The organism is Calothrix sp. CCY 0018, assembly GCF_963920925.1.
Classification (GTDB): Bacteria; Cyanobacteriota; Cyanobacteriia; order Cyanobacteriales; family Nostocaceae; genus Rivularia.
This window is the reverse complement of the sequence record NZ_CAWUDI010000035.1, coordinates 80725-97979: the sequence shown is the minus strand read 5'-3', so window position 1 is coordinate 97979 and position 17255 is coordinate 80725. Positions and strand designations below refer to the sequence as shown.

Below are 17255 nucleotides of genomic sequence, written 5' to 3'. Positions count from 1 at the left end.
GTAAGTGAAATAAGAATCCCAGTATTTTAGCGAAGCGGAATGCTGGGAGTGTCAATGCCGATGTCGAACGCCAGAATAAACGGGATAATGTATCTACAAAAGAAGAAAATTTGCCAAAACTGTGGATTTTATCCCCAACCGTATCTACAACAATATTAGATGGATTTAAAGCCAGCCTCGACGAAGAGAATTTTGGTACAGGGGTTCATTTTTTAGGAGAGCATCTCAAAACCGTAATTATTGCTATCCATCAGCTACCCCAAACACCAGAAACCTTATGGTTAAGGCTTTTAGGTAAAGGAAGAGTACAGCAACGAGCCATCGAAGAATTAGAAAAGCTTCCCCAGAATAATCCCCTACGGGATAAAGCAATTGATTTATTATTGAGTTTAAAGACTCAAATTGAAATTAAACAAATTCCTGATGAAGAGGATAGAGAGGTACTGATGAATTTATCACCGATTTATTTAGAAAGATTAGCAGAAGCGAAACAAGAAGGACGAAATGAAGGATTGCAAGAAGGAGTTAAAAACGAACGTCGTACCGTTATCGAAAATTTCTTACGAGCCAGATTTGGTAATTTAGACGACGAATTAAATTCAATTATTCAACCACTATTAGGTTTAACAGCAGACGAATTTACACCGTTGTTAATACAGTTATCTCGCGAGGAGTTGATTTCAAGATTTAGGCAATAGCCAGTTTTTTTAATTACCAGGGATGCATTGCCAAAGTTAACAAGCTGCAACTTTTTTCATTGGCACTTGTAATAGCTTTCGGCAATGCATTTAATACATTAAAAGTATCATCGGTACCCATAATTAAGCTGCTTGCTTTAAAATTTAAGGTTTGATAATAGGTTGCATTAAATATCTCTTCAACTAAATTCAAAGTTTGCTTAATTTCATTTTTACGAATAAACATATTGCCCATAAAACCCGGAATTCTATCTGCAAGTTCGGGTTTTAGAGCGTAAAATAAGGCTGCGACAGGAGAGCATTTGTTAACTGAGATTAAATAGTTCGTTTTAATTCTAAAATAAAAGATTTAAAAAGCCGCAGAGACGCGGAGAGCGCTGAGGGAAGAGGTAGAGAGAAATAGATTGTTCTATATGCAAGTTAGAAGAATTAAATATTAAAATTATTGTATAACTGCTTCAAGTTGATTTAATATGCAAACAGTTCAAAAGTCATCAGCAAAAAAAGCCTGGGCTAAAGCTTTTCAAAAGCCTGCAACGGAATTTCCTTTAACTCCACTTTCAATAATTGAAGGTGAAATACCCGCAAGTTTAAATGGTACCCTTTATCGCAACGGGCCGGGAAGATTTGAGCGTGGTGGTATTTCTGTGGGGCATTGGTTTGATGGTGATGGTGCAATTCTGGCGGTTCATTTTACTGGGGGTAATGCAACTGCTGTTTACCGTTATGTACAAACTGAAGGATTTAAGGAAGAAGCAAGTGCGGGTAAATTGCTTTACGGGAATTATGGAATGACGGCACCGGGAGCAGTTTGGAATCAGTGGTTGAAACCAATTAAAAATGCTGCTAATACTTCGGTTTTGGCTTTACCAGATAAACTTTTGGCTTTGTGGGAAGGTGGAAACCCCCACGCACTTGATTTACAAAATCTCGAAACTTTAGGAAAAGATGATTTGGGGGGATTGGATGGTGGAGCTTATTCCGCACATCCGAAGGTTGATTCTGAGACGGGAGAAATTTTTAATTTTGGTGTTTCACCTGGTTTGAATGCAACTCTTAATATTTATAAAAGCGATGCTACGGGAAAAATTACCAAGAAAGCGGTACATCAATTAGATGGTGTACCTTTATTGCATGATTTTGTTTTAGCGGGAGAATATTTAATATTTTTTATTGCTCCGGTGCGGTTAAATTTATTAATGCCAGCAATTGGATTAAGCTGTTTTAGCGATGCTTTGGAATGGCAGCCAAGTAAAGGTACTCAAATTTTAGTTTGCGATCGCGATCTTAATATTGTCAGCCGTAGCGAGACGGAGCCTTGGTTTCAATGGCATTTTTCTAATGCTTATATGGATGATAGCGGTGCTGTAATTGTCGATATTGCTAGTTATGAAGATTTTCAAACCAATCAATTTCTTAAAGAGGTTGCCACTGGTGAAACTCATACTGCTTCAAAAAGTAAGTTAGCGCGGGTTTGTTTAAATCCGCAAACTGGTAAAGTTAGTAATATAAAAACATTATTTGATCGACATTGCGAATTTCCTATCGTACCCCAGCAAAATGTCGGAAAATTCTCTCGATATACTTATCTTTCTACAGTTAAGGAAGGTACTGATATTAGTAAAGAGATATTGAATAGTATTGCACGGTTTGACCATCAAACTGATACTATTACTGAAGCAAACTTTGGCGAAAATCTTTATCCTTCCGAACCAATTTACGCGCATAATTTCATTTTTACGGTTGTTTATGATGGGAATTCTGATAGTAGCGAATTATGGATATTTGATGCCGATAAGTTAAATGAAAAACCCGTTTGTAAATTGAGTTTACCTAGTGTAATTCCTCCCGGTTTTCACGGTACTTGGAAAGATGCTTAATTAGGCTCGTAGTTGCGCCGTCTTCGCTTCCGGCTAAGAGGCGCTAAAGCGCAACTACGAACCTTTTCTTTTTTTGGATTATTTACTATTAAGTAGGTAGGTACAATTAAATATGACTATGTAACAGAATGTAAAAAAAGCTGAAATCCTTGCGATTACTTCGTCGTACCTCCTCGTAATGACATCATTATAGTTATGTTTATTTACACCCAGGTACTTATCTCAAATCTATAATTACCTATCTCTCTATATCTTTCTTCTACGTCTAGTAAGGTTTTTTACAAGTAAATCTTTCACCGGGAAGGGATTAAAGCGATAAATCGCTTACTACAAACCGACACTGTAGTATATTGTATTATAAAACTGCGAATAGAGCGATCGCCAATCAAAACAACTTTTAACTGCCGAGTAAAATAGCTACTGCCATACCAACGAGGAACAATCCGAAAACCGTGTAAAATATTCGTGCGCCTTTACGACCGATTATTTTAACCAGGAAGCGAGCGCGATAATTGTTAAAATACCAATCCCAGTTAAAATAACTAGCTGCGACTGAGAATAAACCCGCTAATATAATCAAGATGCAAATAAGTATTTCTTCCATCTTTTTATAGTCTCGATAATTTTATTTACCTAAAGTACTTTATTAAAATTGATCATGAAATCAGTAAAAACTACATCTCCAAACGAAAAACTACCAACGATCACTAAACGCCAATACCACATTACTACCTTCGGTTGCCAGATGAATAAAGCCGACTCAGAACGGATGGCTGGCATTTTAGAAGACATGGGCTTTGAGTGGTCGGAAGACCAATACGATGCGGATATAGTTATTTGTAATACTTGCTCTATCCGGGATAATGCGGAGCAAAAAGTCTATTCTTATTTGGGCAGACAAGCGAAACGGAAGCGCAAGAAGCCGGATTTAACTTTGGTTATAGCCGGTTGTGTGGCGCAGCAGGAAGGAGAAACGTTATTAAGAAGGGTTCCGGAATTAGATTTGGTAATGGGGCCTCAACACGCTAACCGTTTGAAAGATTTGCTCGATCAAGTGTATGCTGGCTCTCAAGTTGTGGCAACCGATCCGGTGCATATTATGGAAGATATCACCAAGCCGCGCCGGGATAGTAAGGTAACTGCTTGGGTAAATGTAATTTACGGCTGTAACGAACGCTGTACTTATTGCGTGGTTCCGGGGGTGCGCGGTGTGGAGCAGTCGCGGACACCGGAAGCAATTCGCGCCGAAATGGAAGAGTTGGGCAGACAGGGTTATAAGGAAATTACTTTACTCGGTCAAAATATTGACGCTTACGGAAGAGATTTACCGGGGATAACTCCAGAAGGTCGTCGTGAGAACACTTTGACGGATTTGCTTTATTACATCCACGATGTACCCGGCATTGAAAGAATTAGATTTGCTACATCTCATCCCCGTTATTTTACTGAAAGATTAATTAAAGCTTGCGCTGAATTACCCAAAGTTTGCGAGCATTTTCATATACCTTTTCAATCGGGAGATAACGAAGTATTGAAGCGGATGGCAAGGGGTTATACTCATGAAAAATACCGTCGAATTATTGATAAAGTTCGCGAGTATATGCCAGATGCTTCAATTACTGCGGATGCAATTGTGGCTTTCCCTGGGGAGACGGAAGAACAGTTTCAGAAGACGATGCAATTAACGGAAGATATCAGTTTTGATTTATTAAATACCGCTGCATATTCACCACGCCCAAATACACCTGCGGCGGAATGGGAAGAACAATTGAGCGAAGAAGTTAAAAGCGATCGATTGCAGAGGTTGAATCATCTTGTCAATGTCAAAGCAGCCGAACGTTCGGAAAGATACATGGGACGTATTGAAGAAGTTTTGGTTGAAGATGAGAATCCCAAAGATAAAAATCAAGTAATGGGCCGTACAAGAGGAAATCGTTTAACTTTCTTTAGTGGTGATATTAATGAGCTTAAAGGGAAGATTGTGAAAGTGAAAATTAACGCAGTGCGTCCGTTTAGTTTGACAGGGGAAATTGTCGAAGTGCGGGAAGTTGTGGGTGTTTGATTAATAATGGTGTAGAGACGTAGCACTGCTACGTCTCCCTACAATTTGAGGATACAAGCAATGCAAACTGATAAAATACCCGAACAAAGATTAATCGAAAAAATACGTCAGCTAATTCCGGAACAAGTGGTGCTGGTTGAAAATTTTATTGATTCCTTATCTGAGCAAAATGAAGATTATAACCTTACCCTAGCTGCTACCAAGCTTTCCGAAGCAACGCTGCAAAAAATTTGGGATAATCCTGAAGACGCTGAATATGATCAATTATAAATTTGGTGATGTTGTTTTAGTTCGTAGGTTGGGTTAAGCGTTAGCGAAGCGTTTCCGTACCGAAGGTCGTCCCGGAAGGACTTAAGGACATAGCGCAACCCAACATAATTTAGAGATTAAACCAAATAATTCAATTAAAAACAATATAAAATACCTAACAAAACAACGCGCTTCATCCAAAAATTTATGTTGGGTTACGACGCAATATAAATCATAAGGTTAATCATTATCTTTTTGTGCGTCTAACCCAACCTACAACTGTAGTAAATAATTATTGCAGAGTAAGCCAATATACCAAAGTTGACTCATCTAGATGCATATGTTGTTTGTACTGTCACCTATATATTTAGTATGACGGATTAAACCTGTACCAGCAGTACAGAACTCATAAGTGAGAAAAGGATGACAGAAGAAAATCGCAGTGTCGAAATTGGTCGGGATGTGAAAGAAAGCGTAATTATTCCTGGTAATAGCAATACTGCGACTATCACCATCACCAATTACTATTACCGCGAACAGACAACAGTAACACCTGTTGCATCTACTGACACTGCTGATGAAAATCTTCCCTGCCCTTATCGTGGTTTGTTTCACTTTGGTCCTGATGATGCGGATGTTTTCTTTGGACGTGAGGTATTTGTACAAGAACTATTTGTTGCAACTCAAACCCGTAATTTTATACCCGTGTTGGGCGCATCGGGAAGTGGTAAATCTTCGGTGGTGTTGGCTGGATTAGTACCAAAATTGCAAAATGAAGGTCATTGGTTATTTACTCATTTTCGTCCCGGTTCTGAACCTTTTTATGCTTTGGCTGAGGCGTTAGTTCCACTTTATACGTCTGGCGATTCTACTACACAGATAGTTCAAACTAGCAAGCTAGCAAAATCCTTGGGGAATGGTGATATCACTCTTCCTAATATACTTTCCCATATCCAGCGCCAGCATCCCAATCATCGGGTGTTGTTGATTGCAGACCAATTTGAAGAAATTTATACTTTATGCGCGGATAATAAGATTCGTCATAGTTTTCTAGATACTTTATTAGCCAGCTTTCAATCTTGCTCTGCTCAATCTCAATATAATCATGTGCTAGTTGCAACAATGCGGGCAGATTTCTTAGGGAATGCTCTTTCCTATCCTCAATTTGGGGAATTGTTGCGAAATACTGACATCAAAGTCAGGTCAATGAACCGTGAGGAACTTACACAGGTAATTGAAAAGCCTGCTGACAAGTTAGGAGTGAGTTTTGAAGCTGGATTGGTACAACGCATTTTGGATGACGTGGAAGATGAACCGGGAAATTTACCTCTGTTGGAATTTGCATTAACGGAATTGTGGAAACGCCGAAAGCGTAAACAGTTAACTCATGCTGCTTATGAGGAAATTGGTGAGGTAAAAGGTGCCTTGGCTCGTCATGCAGATGAAAATTATCGCAAATTGAGTAAAACTGAGCAAGAACAGGTACAGCGAATTTTTATCCAATTAGTCCGTCCAGGAGAAGGTACAGAAGATACGCGAAGATTGGCAACTAAAGCCGAATTGAGTCAAGCAAATTGGGGATTAGTAAAGCAATTAGCAGATGCGCGATTGGTGGTAACAAGTCGTAATGCTGATAATCAAGAGACAGTAGAGGTTGTCCATGAGGCATTGATTCGTAACTGGGGTGAATTACGGCAATGGATGGACACAGACAGGAGTTTTCGCGTTTGGCAAGAAGGGCTGCGTTCTCGAATACATCAATGGGAAGAGACGCAACGGGATGAAGGGGCATTGTTGCGGGGTGCAGCGTTAGCGGAGGCGGAAGAAAAGCTCAAGCAGTGTCAAGATCACCTTGCTCAAGGTGAGGAAGAGTTTGTTAAGAAAAGTATAATACTCAGAGATAGGGAACAAAACCAACGGGAACGTGCAAGACGACGGACTATTTTAGGACTGGCCGTGGGTTTTGTTTTAGCTTTGGGATTATTTGGTTTTGCAATGATACAGACAAGAGAAGTAAAACGTCAATTAGACTGCACAAAAGTGATGTACAGCGCACTCAAAACACTACCCAGAGCAGAGGAGCTAGAATATGAAACATTCGTGGAATCTACAAGGAATAAAGCGATGGAGGTTGTGAAATGTATTGAGGGAAGGTGAAAATGATAATCGTTTCGTAGATACATTCCAATCTACATTTAGTACATTAACATATAGGCGTTTAAGTTCCTTGTTGAGATTTGTAAATAGAAACTTTTTTACGAAAACGTAGAATTCGATACCTGGCACCTAAAGATCGCTATTTTTTTGTAAAAACTGTATCGCTATTTTGGGGTCATAGCAGTTTGCCATCACGAACTTTTCGGCGACCTGACTTACTTCCGAATCTACAACTTCCCAATCATCCCAAGGTAGCCGCATTTGTCCCGGTGAAGTTTTCTTCTTCCCTTTACCCTTGGCAACTTTTTGTAACAGTTTGCTTCCCCAGTGGTAGCGTTTCTCAGGTTTAGCCTTTGGTTTATATTTTTTGCAAAATCCTCGGTATCTCGCTGCACATTCTTCCAACGTCCGTCCTAACGATAGAAATGCCGGATGCCATTGGGTAATCCCATCATCCGTCAATCTGTCATCTCATGTCCTTTAAAACTTACATCTTGCACCATTATCAACAACCGCCTTGGAATAAATTCCCAGGCTAAAAAGCAAAGTCAGATAAATCTGACTAGGCAAGCATTTTAGTACGTTTTCAACGTACTTTGTATATCAGCCTTGAAATTGATTTCTCTGTTCGATGCGCCTCCGGCTTACAAGGCGGGATTTGGGGCTTAACGAGAATGGTGCAAGATGTCAGTTAAAATGCTTGTCATTGTTCACTGCGTGAAGCAATCGCAAAGTGCTGAGATTGCTTCGTTACGCTACGCTCCACTCGCAATGACAAATATACAATTAATTTTTGTTTAAGTCCCGGTAACACCATGACAAAAATCCTCATCCTCTCCGCCAACCCGAAAAACACAAGTAATCTCCGCTTAGATGAAGAGGTGCGGGAAATAAAAAACACGCTGCAACTATCTCCCCATCGAGACGAATTTGAAATCATCACCGAATCTGCCCTACAAGTTGACGATTTAACCCGCTTCCTATCTCACCATCAACCAACAATCGTTCACTTTTCCGGACATGGTTCTGGTACTGATGGATTAGCCTTGGAAGATAATTATGGACACCAACAACTTGTAAGTACCCAAGCTCTGGCAAAGCTATTTGATTTATTTCAACAACAGGTTGAATGTGTTGTACTCAACGCCTGCTATAGCGAAACACAAGCCGCTGCAATTCACCAACATATTGATTGCGTGGTGGGGATGAATCAGGCGATTGGAGATAAAGCCGCGATTAAATTTAGCGTCGGATTTTATACTGCTTTATTTAGCGGGAGAGATTACCAAGATTGTTTTGATATGGGTTGCACTTCCATTGACTTACAAGGAATTCCAGAATATGCAACCCCAGAAATAAAAATTCGGCGACGACGTTATCAAAGGGAACAGCCAATCAAGCCTGTAAAATCTGACAAGAATAATGATATGAGTAACGATAACCAAGGCTCGCAAAATCGTTCAGTTTCCGTTGGAGGTAGCGTTACTGGTAGTGCAATTCAAACAGGAGATTACGACACTGCCAACATAAATTATCAACAAGTCAGTTTACCCGCACCTGAAACCGTCAACATCCAAGCAGAACTCAACACCTTACGTGAAATAATAGAGAAATTAAAAACCTCAGACCGTCGTAAAATAGAAAATGCCTTTGAAGATGCCCAGGAAGAAATAAAAAAACCACAGGCAGATAAAGATGAAGTGGGTGAAGCCTTAAACCGAGCCTTGAAATATGCTAAGAAAGCTGAAGGGTTTGCTTCTGTGGTAGAAAAAATCCAGCCCCACTTGGCTAAAACTACTGCTTGGTTGGGTGATAATTGGCATAAATTGTTAGGTTTGGTTGGTTTGACAATTTGATATGCTTATTTTTTCGATGCTCCCGTGCAATTCGATATCGTCAACTCACAATGCGCTTTGTTGGGTTACGACGCGATATAAAATAATTGGTTAATCGTTAAATCTTGTCGTGCGTCTAACCCAACCTACAATTACTGCTTGGTTGGGTGATAATTGGCATAAATTGTTAGGTTTGGTTGGTTTGACAATTTGATATGCTTATTTTTTCGATGCTCCCGTGCAATTCGATATCGTCAACTCACAATGCGCTTTGTTGGGTTACGACGCGATATAAAATAATTGGTTAATCGTTAAATCTTGTCGTGCGTCTAACCCAACCTACAATTACTGCTTGGTTGGGTGATAATTGGCATAAATTGTTAGGTTTGGTTGGTTTAACAATTTGATGTTGGATGATACGTTACGGCGAATAAGGGATATTAAAATGAAATAGAGATATGACTTCGCCGCAAATTACCCTACAAATACTTAAATATGACTACTAACTTAATCAAAAATACTACTCAAACGGACAAACTAAATTATTCAATATTAATTGAAGCCAAAGAAGGTGGATATCAAGCAACAGTTTGGGGTTTACCAGATTGTCAAGTATTTGCGACAACAAAAGAAGAAGCAATTAATAGTTTGCATGAATTTATGGAAAATCGATTAAAAAATGTAGATATAGTTACCCAAGAGATAGAAACACCAACAACAGAGCATCCGTGGATGAAATTTGCGGGGATGTTTAAGGATGACCCCATGTTTGATGAGGTTTTAGCACATATTGAAGAGTATCGTAGAGAACTCGATTCAGAAACGGAAGAGTATTATCGCCAACTTGATGCAGAAGAAGGGAAACAATCGTGAGTTTGTGGATATTAGATACCGATTCGGTGTCACTTTTCCAAAATGGGCATCCTAATATTAACAAACGTATTAGTACAATTTCTCCTGAAAACATATCTGTGACAATTATTACATTTGAAGAGCAAGTTCGAGGAAGATTTAATGTAATTAGGAAAGCTGATTCTGCGGATAAATTGGTAATAGCATATTCCAGACTGCAAGCGACATACAACTTCTTTGATATTGAGCCACTCCGCGCTATAAATAGACGCGGATTCAGGCATTACCTTCTAACTTTTAGTCCTTCTGACTTATCTGGTTAGAGGCTGTACCTTTATTAGACATCTGCTAGTACGGGACTATAACTATCCCTACTTTCACACTAGGCTACTTGTTCGCAGATTGATATTGTTGCCACCCGTCTAACAAGAACGGCTCCGTCCCTGGATATTCACATTGAGCATCCCAAAGTGACAACTTGTTGTTATAAACGCATCGACTCAAAAACGCTGAGAACAAATCGCGGTGCATCACAAACCCGGTTACATCTTTATGCACCCTTTCAGATAGCGATTTTTTGATGCGAGTGCCATCTAAATGAGTTTGTGATAGCGCGGTTGTTTGAGTAGAAAATGTTAGAAAATAACCGCCAGCGTTTCCAGCTTTGCGTTTAAGTTCGGATTGAAAAAAACCTGGTGACTTAGCGCTTATTGCTTTACCGTAGCGCTTCTGCCAACCTTTTATACTGACCTTCTCAGTTTTAATCTTATTGCCATAACGTAAAATCTCATTAACTAATTTACGATTTTGTGACTTTGCATAACTAGATTTACGACGTTCTAGTTCTGCTTTTTTAGCTTGTATCCGACGATAGTTTCTGGTTTTTATCCACTGCTTTTTACCTTTCTTAACTTTACCTTTTTTGCGAACAATTTTGTTACCAACTTTTTTATCAAAGTCAGGTTCAAAATTATCTGGATTATGCATTCTTTGAGAACGTGCCAGACAGCGTTGTAATGCTTTTATCTCGCGCTCAAAAGTTGGTACTTTCTCAGCAAACGGCAACAAGCCTGCTTTATTATCAGCAACAAACGCAACCGCCGCGATATTGACATCTAGTCCAACAATCCCTTGTGTTACGTAGTTAGTCGGTTTTCGGTAGGGTAGTCCTTCATTAATTAATTGAACATACCAACGTTTTTTACCATTAAGATTGCGCCATAAAATACGGCAATATTTAACAGGTGAATTTAAGCCATGAACTAATACTAGGTTGTTCCAATCGATAATAGGTTCTATAGTTAATCCGCACCATACAACATTGTCTTTCAGCCAACGCAAACCCTGCTTATTTGACTTGCCCTCTACTGATTTAAAGCGAGTAGGGACTTTAAAGCGTACTTGTTTAGCTAACCCAAATAAAATTCGCTCGACTGCTTTAAATGCTCTCGTAGCAAGTTTTTGTTGAGTCTGAGCATCAAGTTTATCTGCAATCCATTTAGACGACTTCGCTGTTAAGTTGGCGAATGATTGCAAATCATAATCAGAAAACCTTGATTGCTCCCTTACTGTTTTAAATAGCTCTTTACGTTCTTTTTTATCTTTCTCTCGATTAAGTTTTCTAGCTTGTTTATATAGCTCAGAATTACGCACTAACTCCATCCGAATTAAAGCTTCATTGAGACAAGCATTATATAGTTGTCTTGCAGCTTGAAATAAGGCGCTTAATTGTTTCTCTAACCTGCTATCAACTTTTAGCGGAAGTTCAGTGATGAAAGATGGGGTAGTACTCCGAGCCATTTGTATCACCTCCGGTGACGCTACGCTAACGACCTCCAAATGTTGTTTTTGTTCTCTTGTTATCTACTATAATTTAGTTGATCATAGTTGTCAACAGGTTAAAGCTATATACATTATTTTTATGAAAGCAGCGGATAGGAAATATCGACATAACAACCATTCAGTAGGCAGTGCAACAGTTCATTTAGTTTGGATTCCCAAACGGCGCAAACCAGTTTTAATCGGGGATGTAAAAAAAAGACTGCATCAAATAATTACAGATGTAGCTAATGAAAAAGGATGGTTTGTAAAGTGCCTAGAGATAGCCCCAGACCATGTTCATATACTCATCGAACATGAACCGGACACGGCTATAAATCAAATAGTGAAAGCTTTTAAAGGTCGTTCGAGCAGATATCTAAGGAAGGAATTTCCTCACTTATTAAAAATTCCTGCGTTATGGACTCACGCTTATTTTTACGATACGACCGGAAAAGTTAGTAGTGCGGTTATTGAAAAATATATTAATGACCCACATCATTATTGAAGGCGAATAAATTCGCTCGCGTCAAAATTCCACCCCGAAATAAATTTACGGGGCTATCTTTTTCCCGCATTATTTTCAGGTATTAATTTAATTGGCTTTTCACAAGAAGCTGCTAATTGTTATTCTCAATTGTTGCGTCAAAAAATTCGTATTGGTACGCAAGATTTACGAATTGCGTCAATTGTCATTTCTAATGATGGAATTTTGGTAACGCGGAATCAAAGAGATTTTTCTCGCGTACCCGATTTACAGTTTGAAGATTGGACGGTAGCTCTTCCCGAAGAAAACGGATAAATTTCTTTCAAACAAGGCGCTTTACCTAAAAATGTATGCTGGGTAATTTCAAATCGAATCACAACACGCTTTGTTGGGTTACGACGCGATATAAATGAATTGGTTAATCGTTAAATTTTGTCGTGCGTCTAACCCAACCTACCACTACCACTATTCCAAAATTGATTTCAAAAAACTTTTAAACTTTCCGGAATTGACATTCCACTATCGGTATCCTATCTTAGATGAGCTAGTTATTGCTTGCTAACTATATTTAACTGGGGAACTATGGCCCCTCTTCTTATATGAAACCTTCAAAAACCCGGTCGTTATGACTGGGTTTTTGTTGTTTAAAGGTTACGTAATGATTATGTAATCAAAAAAATTCAGCAATTTTAATAGGTTGTGATAACCTATCTGCAATTAGCTATTATATTTAAGTATTCAAGATGACAAAATTAAGGGTAGGTTTACTTTTTGGCGGCGTATCTGGAGAACACGAAGTTTCTATAGTTTCAGCTAAAGCAATAGCTGGAGCTTTAAGCGCTGAGGAAAACGCATCGAAGTACGAATTACTGCCTTTTTATATTAAAAAAGATGGTTCTTGGCAATCTCCCGATATAGCGCGTCAGGTTTTAGCCTCCGGAGTTGCATTATCTTGTGAATCTAAACCCAAACTTTGGCAATTTCCCGCAGAAGCGGAAACTGTTGATGTATGGTTCCCTATTCTTCACGGCCCAAATGGGGAAGATGGTACTATTCAAGGATTGCTCAGCTTGATGCAAGTTCCATTTGTGGGTTCTGGGGTGTTGGGTTCGGCTGCTGGTATGGATAAAATTGCCATGAAATCCGTATTTGCTCAAGCCGGATTGCCGCAAGTTAAGTATATGGCGCTTACTAGAGAGCAAATTTGGTCAAATCCTTGCGTCTTCCCCAAGCTCTGCGATGACATCGAGCAAACTTTGGGTTATCCTTGTTTCGTTAAACCCGCAAATTTGGGTTCATCCGTGGGTATCGCAAAAGTGCGATCGCGCTCGGAATTAGAAGCCGCTTTGGATAGTGCGGCAAGTTACGACAGAAGAATTATTGTAGAAGCTGGGGTAACTGCGAGAGAAGTTGAATGCGCTGTTTTGGGCAATGATAGCCCCAAAGCTTCGAGCGTCGGTGAAATCACTTACGAAAGCGACTTTTATGATTATGACACTAAATATACTAGCGGTAAAGCAGATTTACTGATTCCCGCACCATTACCAGATGCTGTAATAAAGCAAATTAAAGAGCAAGCAATAAAAGCATTTACCACTCTTGACTGCGCTGGTTTAGCACGAGTAGACTTCTTCTATGTCGAAGCTACAGGAGAAATTTTAATTAACGAAATCAATACTCTGCCCGGATTTACGGCAACAAGTATGTATCCGCAACTTTGGGCGAGCAGTGGCGTTTCTTTTCCAGAGTTAGTTGATCGGCTCGTTCAATTCGCAATAAAAATAAATTCAGTTTCAGAAAAAAGTCCGGTAGCTTTAAGCACCTGAATATTATTGAAAAAAGCAGATTAAGTAGTCTAAATTTATCAAAGAGACTACTTAAATTAAGATGGTGAATACGGATACGTGAAACCTTCGTACTTTAGTACAATTTATATCTTGAGAAGTACAAATCTGAAAAAAGCCATGCAAAACACTCAGAGTGTACAGCAGGAGTCGTCTGAAGTCAAAGAGTCCGCACCCGTTTCAGACAATAGCGAACCGGCAAGCAAAATAAACAGGTTTAGAAATGTAGCGATCTATTTGTTCATGCATTACCCCTGGCTATTTTTGGCTGGTTTGCTATTAATGTTTTTGGGAGGGGGTGCCCTATCGATATATAGCTTGGGTTATGTCGATGAAAGCATAAAGCGTAAAGACTCGGAAACATTACAGACTGAGGTAATACCACCGCAAGCACCTGCTGGAAATGAAGAAAGCAAAAACTCCATACCTTTATGGATGGTAGCTGCGATCGCTCTCAGTTGTGCTAGTGGATGTTTAGTGATTTTGAAAGTTCTGAATCGTCCGAGGAAAAAACAAAAAGTCAAGAGGCAGGTTGTTAATCGTGATGAAATACGTTTAGCACAGAGACGCTTTCAAGCGATGGAAGCACGTTTACCAAAAAGGAAAGCACCTCCTCGCCCACCGGGACCTCGCAGAACTCCTATAATGGCTATGCCTCCAAAAAAACCATTACCAAAGCCTGTTGTCACAGTTTTACCACCAGAACACAATTTTAAGCCGAATCAACAAAATCAAGATTCATTGGCTGACATAATGGATATTCGTAAGCAGACATCTTTGTCTTCAATGTTACGTAAGTAATAATTAATAGTTCTTCCGTACTTGTTATGCGGTATTAGATGTTCTAAAAAAGCGAACAGGAGACGGGGAACAGAAAAAAGTGTTAAGAGCTAAAATTCTTAAATAAAGGTAATCAAGAACTTAATTAGTCAAATTTAACTAATTGTTTAAAAGCTAAGTATTAAAAGTAAAAATTCAGGTTTGTGATTACGATCCACGCTTTCGAGGAGTTACTATCGATACGCGTGTTTTTTGTATGGAATTAGGAATGGGGAATGGGGAATAGAAAGCTCGGTATTATCGAGTGAGCTTTCCGGCTCGCACTCCGACTATTAATTTCACCGGAATGCATCTTAAAATCGTTAAGCCCAAAGACTCGCCTTGTAAGCCGGAGGCGCATCGAACAGAGAAATCAATTGATGCGGCTCAGCAGGCAAAGTACGTTAAAACTGATATCTTGCACCAATGTCGTTAAGCTTTCACAACCGCCTCGTAAGCCGGAGGCGCATCGAACAGAGAAATCAATTGATGCGGCTAATATACAAAGTACGTTTTAACGTACTAAAAGCCTTGCTCAGTCTTCTTTAGAAGACTTTATGTTTTAGCCTTGGAATTTATTCCAAGGCGGTTTACAAGACTTGTTGAGATTGGTGCAAGATTTTGGTCAAGGCAACTTTGCTTTTATAGCAATTCCAAATAGAAGACAGCCCTACAGAAATTAATTAGAACGACTATAACTAAAAACTAGAACTTCAAAAATCTTCTTTCTACTCCCTATCCCCTACCTTTACCCGGCAATGAAAAGGTTTTGAAAGTAGGAGAATGCATTACAAAATATAGCGATTCAACCAGGATTAAAGGTTTTACATCAAAAATCCGCGAGAAATCAAGCAATTAACAGCTTTATTGCTTTCTTTTCAAAACAAATTGAGAAACCTGCCAAAATGGCAACTAACTTCCAATTTACTCAGTTATCTTTAATCAAGATAAACGACTTCAAGGGTGTTGTTATCAGGGTGTATCACTTTAATAACAAAAGGGTGATACACTTTTTACCACTAAATTATCTTTTCTTTAAGGGATACATATTCTAACAAAAGAACTAGATAATTGTCAATCAAAAAAAAATTAAAAATATAAAGTTTAGTTTGCTGCACTAGGAATACCAACCGCGTACAAAGATTGCGTTGACCCAAAAACAGCCCCCAAAATCAGGGCAATGTTTGTACGTATTCCAGAACGCTTCAGCAGTAAACGTAAGGGTGGGAGTGAATGCTTGTGATATGCATCCTCCCACTCTTATTTTTTGGGGAGATGGGGAGATGGGGCATGGTGGGATGGGGAGGTGGGGAGATGGGGAGAGGGGGAAGAATAACTAATTCACTACTAATTCACTACTTATTACTCACTCTTAACAGATAACTGATAGCTGATAGCTGATAGCTGATAACTGATAGCTGATAGCTGATAGCTGATAACTAATAGCTGATAACTAATAGCTGATAACTGATAGCTGATAGCTGATAGCTCAAAACTCCTAACTCTTAACTCCTAACTCTTACCTACTCCCTTCCTCCAAAAAACCTGTATTTCTTAAAAATTCAATTGTGGCTATTTCGATTGCATCTGCTGCACCACTCGAAGCGTCATGATGGCAATTAGCTAAAAGTTGAAATTGAGAATTCGGAAGTTTATCATGGAGTTTTTTTCCATCTTCAAGCGGGAACCAGCTATCTTGTTCTCCCCACATAATTAATGTGGGACATTCTATATTAATTAAATTGTCTTGAATTTTAGTCAACCAGTTAGGCTTGTTGTTTTGAGAGTTTGCAATTTCTCGTGCGGCAATTTGTAATTCTTGAGCAACTTTAAGAAAAGTACCGGGAAACTCAATATATGGGTAGGTTATCCAGAATACATTTTCTTGAGTCAACTTAGAAGGGTCATATAGTACGTTACGCCTTTCTATTGCCATGATTTCTCGGATCAATGGTGCAAAAAGGTAGCTCAAACGTAACTTGTCGATTAATTCGATTAATTCTAAAGGTGTTTGAGCAAGGATTGACATACCCCAATGAGGAAGTTTCTTTGCGAATATTGGAACATTAACAACTATTAATCGAGAAACTAGTTCGGGATATTCTTCGGCAAAGCCAAGAGCAATTAAAGCTCCTAAAGATTCTGATAAAATAACTACGGGTTGATCGCATAATGCCGTAATAATTCGTTGCAATTCAACTACTTGATGACCTGTAGTTTCTTCACGATGTAAAGGTTTTTCTGAGAATCCGAAACCTTTAGCATCAAAACATATTACTCGAAAATATTTAGATAATGGTTCGATAAGATGCCGCCAATTATAGCTCCAGCTACCAATACCATGCAGTAAAAATAACGGTTTCCCAGTACCTTTTTCACCATAGGCAATTTGTACGGGATAACCTTGACTATCAGTAATCGTTATTTTCTGTTGTCCTTGAGGAAAACTATCTTGCCACCAGTCTTTCATTTATCAATTATCAATTAACAATTATCAATTATCAATGGGGGATTGGGCATTGGGTATTATTAATAGTTTAGAATTTATAAATAT

Annotated in this window: 17 protein-coding genes; 12 read left to right on the top strand and 5 right to left on the bottom strand. The window is 39.0% G+C overall.

What is annotated here, in order from left to right:
* The first annotated feature begins 110 nt into the window (after positions 1 to 110).
* A complete protein-coding gene (locus ACM03V_RS23535) occupies positions 111 to 698 on the top strand; it encodes a hypothetical protein (RefSeq protein ID WP_414623227.1) in 588 nt (195 codons plus the stop codon).
* Positions 699 to 711: 13 nt separating this feature from the next.
* On the opposite strand, the gene ACM03V_RS23530 is transcribed toward ACM03V_RS23535, so the two are convergent.
* On the bottom strand, positions 712 to 924 hold the full coding sequence (locus ACM03V_RS23530; protein ID WP_414623226.1) for a hypothetical protein: 213 nt from the start codon (positions 922 to 924) through the stop codon (positions 712 to 714).
* A 247-nt stretch (positions 925 to 1171) separates the two neighbouring features.
* On the opposite strand from ACM03V_RS23530, the gene ACM03V_RS23525 reads away from it, so the two are divergent.
* Positions 1172 to 2578 (top strand): carotenoid oxygenase family protein, encoded by a 1407-nt coding sequence (locus tag ACM03V_RS23525; RefSeq protein WP_414623225.1) that lies wholly within the window; start codon positions 1172 to 1174, stop codon positions 2576 to 2578.
* Between the two features lie 397 nt (positions 2579 to 2975).
* Here ACM03V_RS23525 and ACM03V_RS23520 read toward each other — a convergent pair whose 3' ends face one another.
* Positions 2976 to 3182 (bottom strand): immunity 17 family protein, encoded by a 207-nt coding sequence (locus ACM03V_RS23520; RefSeq protein ID WP_414623224.1) that lies wholly within the window; start codon positions 3180 to 3182, stop codon positions 2976 to 2978.
* Positions 3183 to 3236: 54 nt separating this feature from the next.
* On the opposite strand from ACM03V_RS23520, the gene miaB reads away from it, so the two are divergent.
* From miaB to ACM03V_RS23505, 3 genes are all read left to right on the top strand, one after another.
* Entirely contained in the window at positions 3237 to 4640 is a 1404-nt protein-coding gene (gene miaB, locus ACM03V_RS23515) for a tRNA (N6-isopentenyl adenosine(37)-C2)-methylthiotransferase MiaB (RefSeq protein WP_414623223.1), read from the top strand.
* Between the two features lie 60 nt (positions 4641 to 4700).
* Positions 4701 to 4910, top strand: coding sequence for a toxin-antitoxin system, antitoxin component, Xre family protein (locus ACM03V_RS23510; protein ID WP_414623222.1), 210 nt, complete (start codon positions 4701 to 4703; stop codon positions 4908 to 4910).
* 402 nt (positions 4911 to 5312) lie between these two features.
* On the top strand, positions 5313 to 7046 hold the full coding sequence (locus ACM03V_RS23505; protein ID WP_414623221.1) for a hypothetical protein: 1734 nt from the start codon (positions 5313 to 5315) through the stop codon (positions 7044 to 7046).
* Between the two features lie 129 nt (positions 7047 to 7175).
* Here ACM03V_RS23505 and ACM03V_RS23500 read toward each other — a convergent pair whose 3' ends face one another.
* The gene (locus tag ACM03V_RS23500; RefSeq protein ID WP_414623220.1) at positions 7176 to 7508 is read right to left on the bottom strand and encodes a hypothetical protein; all 333 of its coding nucleotides are present in this window, start codon (positions 7506 to 7508) and stop codon (positions 7176 to 7178) included.
* A 353-nt stretch (positions 7509 to 7861) separates the two neighbouring features.
* Here ACM03V_RS23500 and ACM03V_RS23495 point away from each other — a divergent pair, with 353 nt between their 5' ends.
* The 3 genes from ACM03V_RS23495 (at position 7862) to ACM03V_RS23485 (ending at position 10056) form a co-directional block, all read left to right on the top strand.
* Positions 7862 to 8902 (top strand): CHAT domain-containing protein, encoded by a 1041-nt coding sequence (locus ACM03V_RS23495; protein WP_414623219.1) that lies wholly within the window; start codon positions 7862 to 7864, stop codon positions 8900 to 8902.
* Positions 8903 to 9376: 474 nt separating this feature from the next.
* Entirely contained in the window at positions 9377 to 9754 is a 378-nt protein-coding gene (locus ACM03V_RS23490) for a type II toxin-antitoxin system HicB family antitoxin (RefSeq protein WP_414623218.1), read from the top strand.
* Positions 9751 to 10056 carry a hypothetical protein gene (locus tag ACM03V_RS23485; RefSeq protein ID WP_414623217.1) on the top strand — a complete coding sequence of 102 codons (306 nt, stop codon included), beginning with the start codon at positions 9751 to 9753 and terminating at the stop codon, positions 10054 to 10056. The genes ACM03V_RS23490 and ACM03V_RS23485 overlap by 4 nt, the downstream gene beginning before the upstream one ends.
* 64 nt (positions 10057 to 10120) lie before the next feature.
* On the opposite strand, the gene ACM03V_RS23480 is transcribed toward ACM03V_RS23485, so the two are convergent.
* The gene (locus ACM03V_RS23480) at positions 10121 to 11533 is read right to left on the bottom strand and encodes an RNA-guided endonuclease TnpB family protein (RefSeq protein ID WP_414623216.1); all 1413 of its coding nucleotides are present in this window, start codon (positions 11531 to 11533) and stop codon (positions 10121 to 10123) included.
* A 121-nt stretch (positions 11534 to 11654) separates the two neighbouring features.
* Between ACM03V_RS23480 and tnpA the strand changes: the two genes are divergently transcribed.
* From tnpA to ACM03V_RS23460, 4 genes are all read left to right on the top strand, one after another.
* Positions 11655 to 12059: an IS200/IS605 family transposase gene (gene tnpA, locus ACM03V_RS23475; RefSeq protein WP_414623215.1), complete on the top strand. Its 405-nt coding sequence runs from the start codon at positions 11655 to 11657 to the stop codon at positions 12057 to 12059.
* Between the two features lie 129 nt (positions 12060 to 12188).
* Positions 12189 to 12353: a type II toxin-antitoxin system VapC family toxin gene (locus ACM03V_RS23470; RefSeq protein WP_414623214.1), complete on the top strand. Its 165-nt coding sequence runs from the start codon at positions 12189 to 12191 to the stop codon at positions 12351 to 12353.
* A gap of 428 nt (positions 12354 to 12781) precedes the next feature.
* Positions 12782 to 13864: a D-alanine--D-alanine ligase family protein gene (locus ACM03V_RS23465; protein WP_414623213.1), complete on the top strand. Its 1083-nt coding sequence runs from the start codon at positions 12782 to 12784 to the stop codon at positions 13862 to 13864.
* A 138-nt stretch (positions 13865 to 14002) separates the two neighbouring features.
* The gene (locus ACM03V_RS23460; RefSeq protein ID WP_414623212.1) at positions 14003 to 14683 is read left to right on the top strand and encodes a hypothetical protein; all 681 of its coding nucleotides are present in this window, start codon (positions 14003 to 14005) and stop codon (positions 14681 to 14683) included.
* Positions 14684 to 16220: 1537 nt separating this feature from the next.
* Here the strand turns inward: ACM03V_RS23460 and ACM03V_RS23455 are convergent.
* Complete coding sequence (locus tag ACM03V_RS23455) at positions 16221 to 17171, bottom strand: alpha/beta fold hydrolase (RefSeq protein ID WP_414623211.1); 951 nt, start codon at positions 17169 to 17171, stop codon at positions 16221 to 16223.
* Positions 17172 to 17255 lie beyond the last annotated feature (84 nt).